Source organism: Isoptericola sp. NPDC060257 (assembly GCF_042726645.1).
Classification (GTDB): Bacteria; Actinomycetota; Actinomycetes; order Actinomycetales; family Cellulomonadaceae; genus Isoptericola; species Isoptericola nanjingensis.
Genome location: NZ_JBHXAW010000090.1, coordinates 1 through 14,779 on the forward strand (window position 1 = coordinate 1; position 14,779 = coordinate 14,779).

The window sequence follows — 14,779 nt, forward strand, 5'->3', positions numbered from 1 at the left end:
GCGGCCGCCGCCTCTTCCGCGTCCATCCTCTCGAGCGCGATCCGCTCGTTCCGGTCCGCGTGCAGGATCTTGCGCATCGCGAGCCAGAACAGCAGGCCCACGCCGACCGACGGGGCGAGCCCGCTCATGATCGCGAGAAAGGTGTCCATGGGATGACTTTCGTTCAGGCCGTCGGCTTGACGAGCGGGAAAAGGATGGTCTCGCGGATTCCGAGGCCGGTGAGCGCCATGAGGAGCCGGTCGACGCCCATGCCCATGCCGCCCGACGGCGGCATCGCGTGCTCCATCGCGGTGAGGAAGTCCTCGTCGAGCGCCATCGCCTCGTCGTCGCCCGCGGCGGCGAGGCGCGCCTGGTCCTCGAACCGCTGGCGCTGGACGACGGGGTCCACGAGCTCGGAGTACCCCGTGGCCAGCTCGAAGCCGCGCACGTACAGGTCCCACTTCTCGACGACACCCGGGATCGTGCGGTGCGCGCGCACCAGCGGAGAGGTCTCGACCGGGAAGTCGCGCACGAAGGTCGGCGCGTAGAGGTCGTCGCCCACGTGGTGCTCCCACAGCTCCTCGACGAGCTTGCCGTGGTTCGTCTTCTTCGGGTCCACCGAGATCTCGGCCTTCTCGGCGAGGGCGAGAAGGTGGTCGACGGTCGTCTCGGGCGTGATCTCCTCGCCGATCGCCTCCGAGAGGGATCCGTACATCGTGATCTGCGCCCATTCGCCGCCGAGGTCGTACTCCTCGCCGTCCGGAAGGGTGACCGTCGTGGTGCCGAGAACGTCGAGAGCGGCCTTCTGCACGAGATCCTGGGTGAGCGCGCCGATCGTGTTGTAGTCGCCGTACGCCTCATAGGCCTCGAGCATCGCGAACTCCGGAGAGTGCGTCGAGTCCGCGCCCTCGTTACGGAAGTTACGGTTGATCTCGAAAACCTTCTCGATGCCGCCGACGACCGCGCGCTTGAGGAAGAGCTCCGGCGCGATCCGCAGGAAGAGGTCGATGTCGTACGCGTTCATGTGCGTGCGGTACGGGCGCGCCGAGGCGCCGGACGCGATGGTCTGCAGCATCGGCGTCTCGATCTCGAGGAACCCGCGGTCGTGGAAGTTGTCGCGCATCGAGCGGACGACGCCGGCGCGGGTGCGGACCATCTCGCGGGCCGCGGGCCGTGCGATGAGGTCGACGTACCGCTGGCGGACCCGCGCCTCCTCCGAGAGGTCCTTGTGCAGCACGGGCAGCGGGCGCAGGGCCTTGGCCGCCATCGCCCAGCTGTCGGCGAACACGCTCAGCTCGCCGCGCCGGGAGGAGCCCACCCGGCCGTGCACGAACAGGTGGTCGCCCAGGTCGACGTCGGTCTTGAACGACGCCAGCGACTCCTCGCCGACCTCCTTGAGGCTGAGCATCGCCTGCAGGCGGCGCCCCTCGCCGTCCTGCAGGGTGACGAAGCACAGCTTGCCGGTGTTGCGCAGGAACACGACGCGGCCGGCGACGCCGACGACGTCGTCCGTCTCCTGGCCCGCCTCGAGGTGCTCGTAGCCGGCCCGGACCTCGGCGATCGAGTGCGTGACCGGCAGGCTCACCGGGTAGGGCTCGACACCCTGCTCCAGGAGCCGGTCGCGCTTCTCCCGGCGCACGCGCATCTGCTCCGGGAGGTCGTCCGTGGCCGCGGAGTCGATCGCGGGGTCGACGGCGGGCACGGCGGAGGCGGGGTTCTGCGGGGAGGTCACCCGTCGATTCTACGGGCGACGCACCTCACACCCGCCCGGCGGGGTCGGACGCGGTCAGGACGCCGCGGGCCGGGATCACGCGCGCAGGTCGAGCGCCAGGTCGAGGATCGGGGCGGAGTGCGTGAGCGCGCCGACGGACAGGTAGTCGACGCCGGTGCCGGCGACCTCGCGGGCCCGGTCCAGCGTGAGGTTGCCCGTCGCCTCCAGCTCGACGTGCGCGGGCACGCCGTCGCGCCCCTGGCGTTCGCGGACCGCGGCGACGGTCGCGGCGAGGACGGGCGTGGGCATGTTGTCGAGCAGCAGGAAGTCCGCGCCGGCGTCGAGCGCCTCCATCGCCTGGGCGGTGGTGTCGGCCTCGACCTGGACCAGCACGTCGGGGAAGGTGCGGCGGACGGCGCCGATCGCACCCTGCACCGAGCCCGCCGCGACGACGTGGTTGTCCTTGACCATCGCGACGTCGTGCAGGCCCATGCGCTTGTTGGTGCCGCCGCCGGCGCGGACGGCGTACTTCTCCAGGGCTCGCAGGCCCGGCGTCGTCTTGCGGGTGTCGAGCACCTGGGCGCCCGTGCCGGCGAGCTCGCGCGACCAGGCCGCCGTCGCCGTCGCGACCCCCGACGCGCGGGAGGCGAGGTTGAGCAGCGTCCGCTCCGCGACGAGGAGCACCTGCACGGGGCCCGCGAGGGCGGCGAGCACCTGCCCGGGCGCGACGGCGTCGCCGTCCTGCGCGTGGAACGTCACGGTCGGGGCCGGGAGCCCGAGACGACCGGCGACCTGGCGCAGCACTTCCGCCACCACGACGAGCCCCGCGACGGTGCCCGCCGACCGGGCCACGAGGTCCGCGGTGCCCGTGGCCGACGCCGGCACCGTCGCCTGCGTCGTGACGTCGCGGCCGGGCGCCGCGCCGAGGTCCTCGTCCAGCGCGGTCTCGACGACGCGGGCGACCCATGCCGCGTCCAGCCCGGGCTCGACGGCGGACGGCTGGTCGTGCACGGGCAGGTCGCGGGAGAGGTCCGGGCGCAGGTCGGTCACGGTGCGCAACGCTACCCTCCGCGAGGTGGTACCGGGCCTGCCGAGTGCTACCTCGCGGAGTCTCGTACTACCTCGGCAGATTCGGTACTACCTCGCGGGCTCGTTCCACCTCGCGGAGGGTGCCGTCCTCGTCGAGGGCGAGCGTGACGCGGCGCCGCCACGCCGGGTCCGGCGCGGGGAAGTCGGTGCGGAAGTGCCCTCCGCGGGACTCCTCGCGCACGCGGGCGGCGTGCACCAGCGCGCTGGCGACCTGGTGCACGGTGGTGGTCTCCCACTCGGCGACCTGCGGGTCTGCGACGACGTCGGTCGCGCGGTGGGCGTCCGTCCGGACCCCGGCCAGCGCCTGCGCTGCGCGCTCCAGCGACTCCTCCGACCGCACGGGGCCCGCGCCGTCCGACGTCGCGCGCTGCACGCGCGAACGGGCTGCCGCCGCGACGAGCGCCGCCCCGCCCGGGCGCTCCTCGGGCTCGGGGGCCCGGCGCGGCCCGCCGTCCTCGACCTGCCGCACGACGTCGCGCGCGGCGCGGTGGGCGAAGACCAGGCCCTCGAGCAGCGAGTTGGAGGCCAGCCGGTTGGCGCCGTGCACGCCCGTGCACGCCACCTCCCCGACCGCGTACAGGCCGGGCACCGAGGTGCGGCCGCGCGGGTCGGTCACGACGCCGCCCGAGTGGTAGTGCTGGGCGGGCGCCACCGGCACCGGCTCCTCGGTCCAGTCGATGCCCTGGGCCAGCAGGCGGGCCGTGATGGTCGGGAAGCGGCGGCGCAGGAAGCCCGCCCCGAGGTGGCGGGCGTCGAGCAGCACGTGGTCGGCGTTCGTCGCGGCCATCCGCCGCACGATGGCGTGCGCGACGACGTCCCGCGGCGCCAGCTCGGCCAGCTCGTGCTCGGCCGGCATGAAGCGGGCGCCGTCGACGTCGAGCAGCAGCGCGCCCTCGCCGCGCACCGCCTCGCTGATGAGCGGCAGCTGCCCCTTGGCTCCCATGCCCTGCCACAGCACGGTGGGGTGGAACTGGACGAACTCCAGGTCGCCCACGGCCGCGCCCGCGCGCAGCGCGGCGGCGATGCCGTCCCCCGTCGCGCCGGGCGGGTTGGTCGACGAGCGGAACACCTGCCCGATGCCGCCGGTCGCGAGCACCACGAACGGCGCCAGCGCGGCGCCCACGCCGTCGCGGCTGCCCGCGCCGCGCACGTGCAGCGTGACGCCGGCGACCGAGCGGTGCCCGTCGGGGCCCGGGGCTCCGGTGAGGACGTCGAGCACCAGCGCGTTCTCGAGCACCTCGATGCCCGGGTCGTCGCGCACCGCCTCGATCTGCGCGACCAGGGCGCGGGAGATCTCGGCCCCGGTCGCGTCGCCGCCGGCGTGCGCGATGCGGTCGGCGCGGTGCCCGCCCTCGCGGGTGAGGGCGATGCCGCCGTCCGGGCCGACGTCGAACGACGTGCCGCGGGCCACGAGCTCGCGCACGCGGTCCGGGCCCTCCGTGACGAGCACGCGCACGGCCTCCGGGTCGCTGAGGCCGCCGCCGGCCGCCAGCGTGTCCGTGAGGTGGGCGTCGGGGGTGTCGTCGGGGTGCAGGGCCGCGGCGATGCCGCCCTGCGCCCACACCGTGGAGCCGGACGAGAGCGCGCCCTTGGTGACGAGCAGCACGCCCGGCACGCGCGAGCGCAGCTCCAGCGCCGCGGTCAGCCCGGCGATGCCGGTGCCGACGACGATCGCGTCGGCGGCCGTCGTCCAGCCGGGGGCGGGGGCGGCGAGGGCGCGGGCCAGCCGCGGCCCGGTCACGGACGGTTCACCGGGGGCGTCACCGGACGGCCGCGAAGGGCACGCCGCTGGACTCCAGGCCGAAGCCGTCGGGCACCTGTCCCGGGTCGTCGTCGAGCTCGACGATCCGGTTCTCCGGGTCGACGAACACGACGGCCGGGGAGTACGTGCGCGCGTCGGCGTCCGACATCGTGCCGTACGCGATGACGATGACCGTGTCCCCGGGGTGCACCAGGTGCGCGGCCGCGCCGTTGATGCTCACCTGGCGACCGCCGCGCTCGCCCGGGATGACGTAGGTCGTGAGGCGGCCGCCGTTGGTGACGTCCACCACGTCGACCTGCTGGCCCGGGTAGAGGTCGGCCGCGTCGAGGAGGTCGGCGTCGATGGTGATCGAGCCGACGTAGTGCAGGTCCGCCTGCGTCACCGTGGCGCGGTGGATCTTGCCGATCATCATCGGCCGCTGCAGGGAGGCGGGGCGGTTCGCGTGCTCAGTCACTGGCGTTCTCCTGGGGGTCCTCACCGGTAGCAGGGCCGCTGGCAGGGCTGCCGGCGAGGTCCACGGCCTGGTTGTCGATCAGTCGGGTGGCGCCCGTACGCGCCGCCACGAGGAGGAGGGCGGTGCCGCGGAAGTCCGCGGGCACCGGGTCCACGGTAGTCGGGTCGACGAGTGCGAGGTAATCGACCTCAACGCCCGCGGCCCCGTCCAGGATTCCCGAGGCCGCCTCCACGACCGCCGACGCACCCCCGCCGGCCGCGTCCGCGCCGGCGCGCAGGGCCCTCGAGAGCGCGAGCGCCGAGGCCCGCTCGTCGTCGGACAGGTAGGCGTTGCGCGAGGACAGCGCGAGCCCGTCGGCGTCGCGCACGATCGGCACGCCGAGCACCTCGACGTCCACGTCCAGGTCGCGCACCATGCGGCGCACGGCCAGCAGCTGCTGGGCGTCCTTCTCCCCGAACAGCGCGACGTCGGGGCGCGTCAGGTGCATGAGCTTGAGCACCACGGTGAGCACGCCGTCGAGGTGGCCGGGGCGCGTCTCGCCCTCCAGCACCTCGCCGACCCGGCCCGCCGACACCCGCACGATCGGGTCGCCGTCGGGGTAGACGACGTCCGGGGTGGGCGCGAAGACGACGTCCGCGCCGACGCTCGCCAGCTTCGCGACGTCGCCGTCCAGGTCGCGCGGGTAGCGGTCCAGGTCCTCCCCCGCACCGAACTGCAGCGGGTTGACGAAGATCGTCACGATCACCTGGCCGGTGGGGCCGGCCGCCTCGCGGGCCGCCCGCACCAGCTGCAGGTGCCCCTCGTGCAGGGCGCCCATGGTCATGACGACGGCGCGGCGGTCCGTCGGCTCCGGGCCGGACAGCGTCCATGCCCCGAGCGCGTCGTGCAGGTCCGCCCGGGAGCTCACGACGGCGGGCGCGTGCGGGGTGGTGGTCATCGGGGCTCCTGCGGGTCGTCGGGGTGGGACGCGGGCGGCGGCGCGAGGGCGTCGAGCAGCTCGCGGGCCGCGCGGTCGTCGATGCGGTGCGCGGCGAGCGCACGGCTCGTGGCACCGCGCGACAGCTCGGTGTACGACGCCGGCACGTCGGTGGCGCCCGTCCCGGCCGCCAGCGCCCGCAGGGCGTCGAGGTGCGTGCGCACCGTGCCGACGTCGCCGCGCGACACCGGGCCGGTGAGGGCCGTGATCGCCCCCGGCCCGTCGGGCACGTCGGCGGCGCGCGTCGCGCCGTCGAGCGCGGCGGACAGGAGCGGCGCGAGCGCGCGCCCCGGCTGCTCGATGCCGGCCGCCGCGAGCGCCTGGGCGGCCTGCGCCACCAGCACCACGAGGTGGTTCGCGCCGTGCGCGAGGGCCGCGTGGTAGAGCCCGCGGGCCTCCTCCGCGACGATCACCGGCTCCCCGCCGACCTCGACGACGAGCGCCTGGCCGATCGGCTGCACGGCCGACGGCGCCGTGACCGCGAACGTGCAGCCCTCCAGCCGGTGCAGGTCGAGCGACGTGCCCGTGAACGTCATCGCCGGGTGCAGCGCCACCGGGATGGCACCGGCCTTCCGCGCCGGGTCGAGGACGCCCACACCGTACCGGCCGGACGTGTGCACGACGAGCTGCCCGGGCTGCCACGCGCCGAGCGCCGCCAGGCCGCTCACGACCTCCGCGAGCGCGTCGTCGGGCACCGCGAGCAGCACCATCTCGGCGCGCTCCACGACGTCGGTCACCTCGAGGTGCGGCACGCCCGGCAGGAGCGTCGCGATCCGCTCCCGCGACTCCTCGCTGACCCCGCTCGCGCCCACCACCGTGTGACCCGCCGCGCGCAGCGCGCTACCGAGGACAGCCCCCACCCGGCCGGCGCCGACGACGCCGACGCCGAGGCGGCCGGGGCGCGCGGACGGTGGGACCGACGATGGTGCGGACGACGGCGCGGAATCCGGGCGGTCGTCGTCGGGCGCGCTCATCCTCGCCCCTGCATCCAGCGCTCCGGCCCCGCGTGGGCGCGGGCGGCCCGGGCGCGGGAGGACTGCTCGCCGAGCAGGCGCGCGGCCTCGTCCTCGGCGAGGTGGTGGACGGCCGGGCTGATCGGGCCGGGCGTCGAGTGCAGCACGAACGACGCGAGGCCGCGCCGTCGCTGCCACGGCCCCTGCTCGATCCCGAGGGACTGGGTGCGCTCGTGCGGCACCACCTCGAGCGAGCGGACGAAGCGGCCCCCGCGCGCCAGCAGCGCGCGGCCCGTGACCGCGTAGCCGTTGCGGCGCCAGCTCCACGGGTCGAGCAGGCGGGCGCTGCGCGGGCTGGTGACGAACCAGCGGTCCGTGCGGGCGTCGCCGGTGAGGGCCTCGTCGAGCAGCGCCAGCGTCTCGTCGGGGTTCTCGACCTCGAGGTCGGGCAGCACGAGCCACAGCGCCGTGAGCGCCTCCTCGCGCGGCCCGACCGGCAGGAGCACGTGCTGCTGCTCGCCCTGCTGCTGCCCCTCGCCGCCGCCGTAGCCGGCCACGTTGACCTTGACGCGCCACCAGTCGGGCCCGCGCCACAGCGGGCCCTGCGTGAGCGACACCGCCTGCACGCGGCCCGGCGGGATCGTCTGCGCGCGGGTCTCCAGCAGGCCGTGGCGCAACCGGATGCCGTCCGGCGACAGCGCGGCCCGGAAGCCGAACTCCCCCGCGAACCGCTGGAAGATGTAGCCGCCGACGCCGAGGATCGCGGGCAGCGCCGAGAACAGGATGCTCACCTCGCGGGTGACGGCGACGGCCACCCCGACGCCGATGAGCACCAGGACGCCGATCCACACGCCCGGCATCCGCAGCAGCGACTGCAGCAGGCGCGTCGCCGGCACCTCGTACACCTGGCGCTCGGGCGCCTCGGGCGCGACGCCGTCCTGCCCGTCGTCGGACGCGTGGGCTGCTCCTGCGGGCCGGGCGTCCGACAGGTCCGCGGGCGCCGTCGTGGTGTCCGGCGCTGGGCCTGCCCCGGTGGGCCGTGCGTCGGACAGGTCGGTGCGGCGGGCCGCCTTGACCCCGGCCGCGCGCGCGAGCAGGTCGGCACGCAGGCGCTGCGCGTCCGCCTCCTTGAGGAACCCGATGGCCACGCCCGAGTCGGAGCCGCCCGCCACCTCCAGGCGCAGCTCCGCCAGCCCGAACAACCGCGCGAGCAGCGGCTGCCGCACGTCGATCGCCTGCAGCCGGTCGAGGCGGGCGTGCCGCTGCTGGCGGAACAGGATGCCCTTGCGCAGCCGCACGGCGTCGTCGTCCACCGCGTACGCCGTCATGCGCCAGGCCAGCGCCGCGTAGCCGAAGATGATCGCGACGAGCAGCACCAGCGCGAGGATCACCACCCACCACAGGCTGCGGATCGAGTCGACCGCCCTGACCGCGTTCGACACGTCGTCGAGCACCTGCTGCCCGCCGATGACGAGGATCGCCACCACGGCCGCCCAGCCCCGCACGAACGGCGTGACCGGGTGCACGCGGCGCCACTCCTGCTCCTGCCCGGCCTGCTCCTGCCCGCCCTGCTCCTGCCCGGCCGGTTCGTGCGTCGGCGCGTGACCCGTCTCAGGGGCCCGCTCGGGGCTCGGCTCGCTCACAGGCCCGCCAGCCTCGCCTCGCCCCGCGCGGTGAGGCGGTCACGCAGGCGCTCTGCCTCGTCGGGCACGAGGCCGGGGATGTCCGCGTCGGTGCTGGCCGACGCGGTGTGCAGCTGCACCTTCGCGATGCCGAGCTTGCGGTCCAGCGGACCCGCCTCCACGTCCACGTACTGCATGCGGCCGTAGGGCACGACGACGAGCGTGCGGAACATGATGCCCTTGCGGATCAGCAGGTCGTCGTCGCGCTCCGCGTACCCGATCGCGCGGACCTGGCGCGGCACCAGCAGCAGCGCCCACACCAGCAGCGCGGCCGGCACCCCGGCGAGCAGCCAGAACCACGGCGAGACGAGGACGGCGAGCACCACGCCGGCGACGATCGGCAGGGCCAGCGTCACGGACGTCGAGATGAGGCGCGCCGGGACGAGCCGAGGCGACACGCCCTGCCAGACGACGCCGGGCGGGTCGAAGGGGCCCGTCTGCCGCGTGGTCGACGGGTCGGCGCCCGCGGGGATGCTGGTCATGGGTCCATCCTTCCATCCGGGGACCCGCCGGCCACATCGTCCGACCGGCCCATCCGCACCGTCCCGCGTCCGACCTCCGGACGACACCGGTCTGCGCCGGTCTGTACCGGCGGTGCCGGTCACGACGGCAAGGGGTCCGCGTGCTCCTCGGTGTCGCCCCCGTCGGGGTCGTCGGACGGCGGCAGCTGGCAGAACTTCTCCACGACCAGCCCCACGACGCACAGCACCACGGCGCACGCCGCCGCGATGGCGGCGGCGACCGCCTGGTCGCGGCGCGCCTCGATCTGCAATTGACCCAGGACGACGAGCAGGCTCGCGACGTACCGCCCGGCGAGCAGCGCTCCGGTCAGCGCCCCCGCCTTGGCGAGCACGAACGTGCGGGCCGCGCGCATCGGGTCGAGGTCCGGGCGGTCGCCCTTCTGGTACGCGCGCACCGCCCAGCCCATCCAGAAGATGACGCCCGCCAGCGCGAGCATCGCGACGTCCTCCACCCACGCGACGGTGGGCAGGTAGACGCCGCGCGACTCGAGCAGCCGGAGCAGCCCGGCACCGCCGACCGCCACCACGGCGGCGACGACGGCGAGGAGGCGGACGGAGGTGCGGCGCATCTCAGCGGCCGTCCTCCCCGAACCGCTCCTGCGGGGCGGCGTGACCGGGCAGCGGGCCGGGGTGCGCCTCCGGCAGCGGGGCGAACGGGTCCGGGAAGGCGGGCAGGTCGGCGACGGGCGCGGGGGCCGGCGGCACCGGGTCGTGCCGCGGGGCCGGCGGGGCGAACGACGACGCGGCGGGCGGCGCCGCCGGGCCCGACGGCCGCTCCGACGGGTCGGCGGGCGCGGGGAACGGGCTCGCCGGGGCCGGGGGCACCGGCGCGTGCGGGGCCTCCGGGGCGTCGCCACGCGGCTCCGCGGCGATCGGCGCGGGCGACCCGACGGGAGCGAACGGGCGCGGCATGACCGGCTGGTCGGGGTCGGGGCCGAACGGGTCGGCCACGACGGCGCGCGCCTCCGGTGCGGGCGGGTCCTCCCGGCGCGGCTCCGGCACGGCAGGCGGCTCGACGACCCGGGGCTCGACGACGGGTGGCTCGGCCGCCGGGGGCACCGGCAGGTACGGCTCCGGCGCGTACTGCTCGGGTGCGTACTGCTCGGGCACGTACTGCTCCACGACCGGGCTGCTCCCCGACGTGGGCTCGGCGGACCGGGGGGTCTGTGCGGGCTCCGCGGGGTACGCCTCCGGCGCGTAGGTCTCCGGGGTGTAGGCCTCCGGCGCGTAGGTCTCCGGGGCGTAGGTCTCCGGGGTGGAGGGCTCCGGCGCGTACGACTCGGCGTAGGCCTCCGGCGCGTACGACGCCTGGGCGGCGTCGGCTGGCTCGTGCCCGGGCTGGTGGGCAGCCTGGTCGTCAGGCTCGTCGGCGGGCGCCGCCGGTGCGGACTGCGGCACCGGGGTGGACGGCGCCGCGTCGGCCGCCGCGGCGGAGACCTGCCCGGTGCTCTGCGTCGGGCCGGTCAGCCAGTCGAGCGCGAGCCAGCGGATGCCGGCGCGGTCGGGGGCGGTCACCGCGAGCTGGCCGACGGGGCCGCCGCCGGGCCCGCCGAGCAGCGCGTCAGGCGCCACCTCGGCCCACGGCACGAGCACGAAGGCCCGCTCCTTCGCGCGCGGGTGCGGCAGCTCGAGGTCGGGCGCCGTCACGACGAGCGACCCGTACTGCACGATGTCGACGTCGAGGGTCCGCGGTCCCCAGCGCTCGTCGCGGACGCGACCGTGCTGGGCCTCCACCTGCTGCGTGCTGCGCAGCAGGTCGCGCGGCGACAAGGTGGTCCGCACGACGAGCACCGCGTTGAGGTAGTCCGGCTGCTCCGGCCCCCCGACGGCGGCGGTGCGGGCGAGCGGCGAGACCTCCATGACCTGCACGCCCGGCAGGCGGTCCACGTCCGTCACGGCCTGGCGGAGCGTGACCTGCGCGTCCCCGAGGTTCGCCCCGAGCGCCAGCACGACGTCGACCGGCTCCGCGGGGGTGGCGTCCAACGGGTCGGCGCGGGGCGGCGCGGGCGCCTCGGCGGGCGCCGTGGCCTCGGCGGGCTCGACCGGCACCGCCGCGACCGGGGCCGGCGGCACGGGCGCGTGCGTCACGGCCGGCTCGAGCGGCGGGACGGGCACGGCCGCGGCGACGGGCACCGCCGTCTCGGCGGGCTCGTCGGCCGGGGCGGCGTCGACCACGGGCATGCGAGCGCGGTCGCGGCGCACGACGATCGCGACGTCGTCGAACGGGACCGGGATCGGCGCCTGCGGCTTGTGCACCCGCACGTCGACGGCCTGCACGGCCGCGTGGCCCAGCACGACGGCGGCGATCCGCTCGGCGACGGTCTCCACGAGGTCGACCGGGGAGCCCGCGAGGACGTCGTGCACGTCCTGGGCGACGTCCGCGTAGCTCACGGTCTGCCCGAGGTCGTCCGACGACGCGGCGGCCCGGGTGTCCAGGTGCAGCACGACGTCGGCGCTGAAGACCTGGCCGTCGGCGCGCTCGTGCGCGAGCACCCCGTGGTGCCCTGTCGCCGTGACGCCGGCGAGGCGGATCTGGTCGAGCGGCTGTCCGTCCGGTCCCGGTACGGCTGCGGCGAACGTCACGATGGGCCCTCCTCATCAGCGGCGGTTCCTGCTCCGCCCACGGCGTGGGTGGGGTGTACCGGTGCGGTCATCCCGGCATCCAACACGTCGCGGGAGGCCGACGTCCAGGCGTCCGCGACCCGGACGGCGTCGGCGCTGGCACGCACGGCGTGCACCCGCACCGCCCACGCGCCGGCGGCGGCGGACAGCGCGGAGATCGCGGCGGTGGCGTCGTCGCGCTCGAGGGGCGGCGCGGGCTCGTCGGCGGACAGGCCGCGCGTGCCCTCCAGCAGGTGCCCCAGGAAGCGCTTGCGCGAGGCGCCCACCAGCACCGGGCGGCCGAGGGAGCTCAGGGCGTCCAGGTGCGCGAGGATCGGCCAGTTCAGCACCCCGGCCTTCGAGAAGCCCAGCCCCGGATCGAGCACGAGCTGCTCCGGGTCCACGCCCACCGCGACCAGCGAGTCCATGCGCGCCGCGAGCTCGTCGCGCACCTCCGCGACGACGTCGTCGTACACCTCGAGGCTGTCCATGACGTCCGCGTGGCCGCGCCAGTGCATCGCGACGTACGCCACACCCGTCTCCGCCACGACGTGCCCCATGCGGGGGTCCGCGTAGCTGCCCGACACGTCGTTGACGATCCGCGCCCCTGCCGCGACGGCCGCCTCGGCGACGGACGCGCGCGTCGTGTCCACCGACACGACGGCGCCGTGCGCGGCCAGCCGCTCGATGACGGGGACCACGCGGCGCAGCTCCTCCGCCTCGACCACGCGGGCCGAGCCCGGCCGGGTCGACTCGCCGCCCACGTCCAGGATCTCGGCGCCCTCGGCCAGCAGGTCGAGGCCGTGCTGCACGCCCGCGTCGGCGTCGAACCAGCGGCCGCCGTCGGAGAACGAGTCGGGCGTGATGTTCACGACGCCCATGACGAGGCACCGGCCCACGCCGGACAGCTCCGGGAGCCCGGCGACCACCGCGTCGCGCGGGTGCGCCGTCATGCCCGGGTCACCGTCCCGTGATGAGGCTCATGGCCTCGGCGCGCGTGGTCGCGTTCTGCATGATGCCGCGCACCGCCGACGTGACGGTCCGCGAGCCGGGCTTGCGCACCCCGCGCATCGACATGCACAGGTGCTCGCACTCCACCACCACGAGGACGCCGCGCGGCTCGAGGATGCGCACCAGCGCGTCCGCGACCTGCGTCGTCAGGCGCTCCTGCACCTGCGGGCGACGGGCGTACACCTCGACGAGGCGCGCCAGCTTCGACAGGCCTGTGATGCGGCCGTCGGTGTTGGGGATGTAGCCCACGTGCGCGACGCCGTGGAACGGCACGAGGTGGTGCTCGCACGTCGAGTACACCTCGATGTCGCGGACCAGCACCATCTCCTCGTGGCCGATGTCGAAGGTCGTGGTGAGCACGTCCTCCGGCTCCTGGCGGAGCCCCGCGAAGATCTCCTGGTACGCGCGGGCCACGCGGGCCGGCGTCTCCTTGAGTCCCTCGCGGTCCGGGTCCTCGCCGACCGCGAGCAGCAGCTCGCGGACCGCGGCCTCCGCGCGGGCGGCGTCGTACGGCGGCACGTCGACGGCAGCCCGCATGCCCAGGTCCGTCACCGGGTCGGTCACCGGTGGTCCCCCGTCGCCGGCGGCTCGGTGTCGCTGCCGAGGCCGGGCCCGGCCTCCTGCAGGTCGTTCTCGTTGCCCACGATGGCGGCCTCGTCCTGCGGCACGACGACCTGCCCGTTGCCGTTGGACGCGGCGCGCTCGGCGTCCGTCATGATCGGGCCGCGCGTGTGCACGGTGCGCTGCTCGCTGGACAGCCACACGTCGCGCGGCTCGCGCTTGACGACGGGGGCGAAGACCTCGGCGAGCTCCGCCTGGTTGAGCGTCTCCTTCTCCAGCAGGCGCAGCACCAGGTCGTCGAGCACGTCGCGGTACTGGGTGAGCACCTGCCACGCCTCGTCGTGCGCCGCCTCGACGAGCTTGCGCACCTCGTGGTCGACGGTGCCGGCGACGGCCTCGGAGTAGTCGCGCTGGTGGCCCATGTCGCGGCCCAGGAACGGCTCGCCGGACCCGCTGCCGAGCTTGATCGCGCCGACCTTCTCGCTCATGCCGTACTCGGTGACCATCTTGCGCGCGGTCGCCGTGGCCTTCTCGATGTCGTTGCTCGCGCCCGTGGTCGGGTCGTGGAAGACGATCTCCTCGGCCACGCGGCCGCCCATCGCGTACGCGAGCTGGTCGAGCAGCTCGTTGCGGGTGGTGGAGTACTTGTCCTCCATCGGCATCACCATCGTGTAGCCGAGGGCCCGGCCGCGCGGCAGGATCGTCACCTTGGTGACGGGGTCCGTGTAGCGCATCGCCGCCGCGACCAGGGCGTGCCCGCCCTCGTGGTACGCGGTGATCTTCTGCTCCTTGACCTTCATCACGCGGGTGCGCTTCTGCGGGCCGGCGATGACGCGGTCGATGGCCTCGTCCAGCGCACGGTCGTCGATCAGCTGGGCGCCGCTGCGCGCGGTGAGCAGCGCGGCCTCGTTGAGGACGTTCGCCAGGTCCGCACCCGTGAAGCCGGGCGTGCGGCGCGCGACGACGGCCAGGTCGATGCTCTCGACCATCGGCTTGCCCTGCGCGTGCACCTTGAGGATGTGCTCGCGGCCCTTGAGGTCGGGGGCCTCCACCGCGACCTGCCGGTCGAAGCGGCCCGGCCGCAGCAGCGCCGGGTCGAGGATGTCGGGCCGGTTGGTGGCCGCGATGAGGATGACGTTCGTCTTGACGTCGAAGCCGTCCATCTCGACGAGCATCTGGTTCAGCGTCTGCTCGCGCTCGTCGTGCCCGCCGCCCATGCCGGCCCCGCGGTGGCGGCCGACGGCGTCGATCTCGTCGACGAAGATGATCGCGGGCGAGTTGTTCTTCGCCTGCTCGAACAGGTCGCGCACGCGGGAGGCGCCGACGCCGACGAACATCTCGACGAAGTCCGAGCCGGAGATCGAGTAGAACGGCACCCCGGCCTCGCCGGCGACGGCGCGCGCGAGGATTGTGCTCGTGCGTCCTCGTTTTCGCGCTTCTCCGCGCGCCGGTCACGCATCGCGATGAACAGCACCAGGC

12 protein-coding genes and 1 pseudogene are annotated in these 14,779 nt (G+C 75.3%); all 13 read right to left on the reverse strand.

From position 1 onward, the window contains the following. Positions 1–163: 163 nt before the first annotated feature. Positions 164–1,624 carry a lysine--tRNA ligase gene (gene lysS / locus ACFWEK_RS09615; protein WP_430553908.1) on the reverse strand — a complete coding sequence of 487 codons (1,461 nt, stop codon included), beginning with the start codon at positions 1,622–1,624 and terminating at the stop codon, positions 164–166. A 162-nt stretch (positions 1,625–1,786) separates the two neighbouring features. Further along, a complete protein-coding gene (gene nadC, locus ACFWEK_RS09620; protein WP_430553909.1) occupies positions 1,787–2,731 on the reverse strand; it encodes a carboxylating nicotinate-nucleotide diphosphorylase in 945 nt (314 codons plus the stop codon). A 76-nt stretch (positions 2,732–2,807) separates the two neighbouring features. Next, a complete protein-coding gene (locus tag ACFWEK_RS09625) occupies positions 2,808–4,520 on the reverse strand; it encodes an L-aspartate oxidase (protein WP_430553901.1) in 1,713 nt (570 codons plus the stop codon). Between the two features lie 19 nt (positions 4,521–4,539). After that, entirely contained in the window at positions 4,540–4,953 is a 414-nt protein-coding gene (gene panD / locus ACFWEK_RS09630) for an aspartate 1-decarboxylase (RefSeq protein ID WP_430553910.1), read from the reverse strand. A gap of 34 nt (positions 4,954–4,987) precedes the next feature. Continuing rightward, positions 4,988–5,932 (reverse strand): pantoate--beta-alanine ligase, encoded by a 945-nt coding sequence (gene panC, locus ACFWEK_RS09635; protein WP_430553902.1) that lies wholly within the window; start codon positions 5,930–5,932, stop codon positions 4,988–4,990. Beyond that, entirely contained in the window at positions 5,929–6,945 is a 1,017-nt protein-coding gene (locus ACFWEK_RS09640) for a Rossmann-like and DUF2520 domain-containing protein (protein ID WP_430553903.1), read from the reverse strand. Before ACFWEK_RS09640 ends, panC begins: the two co-directional genes overlap by 4 nt. Further along, a complete protein-coding gene (locus ACFWEK_RS09645; protein ID WP_430553904.1) occupies positions 6,942–8,567 on the reverse strand; it encodes a PH domain-containing protein in 1,626 nt (541 codons plus the stop codon). The genes ACFWEK_RS09640 and ACFWEK_RS09645 overlap by 4 nt, the downstream gene beginning before the upstream one ends. Beyond that, on the reverse strand, positions 8,564–9,088 hold the full coding sequence (locus tag ACFWEK_RS09650) for a PH domain-containing protein (RefSeq protein ID WP_430548234.1): 525 nt from the start codon (positions 9,086–9,088) through the stop codon (positions 8,564–8,566). Before ACFWEK_RS09650 ends, ACFWEK_RS09645 begins: the two co-directional genes overlap by 4 nt. Before the next feature lie 119 nt (positions 9,089–9,207). Beyond that, entirely contained in the window at positions 9,208–9,696 is a 489-nt protein-coding gene (locus ACFWEK_RS09655) for a DUF3180 domain-containing protein (protein WP_430553905.1), read from the reverse strand. Position 9,697: 1 nt separating this feature from the next. Then, a complete protein-coding gene (gene folK / locus ACFWEK_RS09660; protein WP_430553906.1) occupies positions 9,698–11,710 on the reverse strand; it encodes a 2-amino-4-hydroxy-6-hydroxymethyldihydropteridine diphosphokinase in 2,013 nt (670 codons plus the stop codon). Beyond that, a complete protein-coding gene (folP, locus tag ACFWEK_RS09665) occupies positions 11,707–12,681 on the reverse strand; it encodes a dihydropteroate synthase (protein WP_430553907.1) in 975 nt (324 codons plus the stop codon). The genes folK and folP overlap by 4 nt, the downstream gene beginning before the upstream one ends. Positions 12,682–12,688: 7 nt before the next feature. Then, positions 12,689–13,276 (reverse strand): GTP cyclohydrolase I FolE, encoded by a 588-nt coding sequence (gene folE / locus ACFWEK_RS09670; protein WP_430548262.1) that lies wholly within the window; start codon positions 13,274–13,276, stop codon positions 12,689–12,691. 23 nt (positions 13,277–13,299) lie between these two features. Beyond that, positions 13,300–14,724, reverse strand: a pseudogene (gene ftsH, locus ACFWEK_RS09675) (ATP-dependent zinc metalloprotease FtsH); the annotation flags it as partial. Between the last annotated feature and the right edge of the window lie 55 nt (positions 14,725–14,779).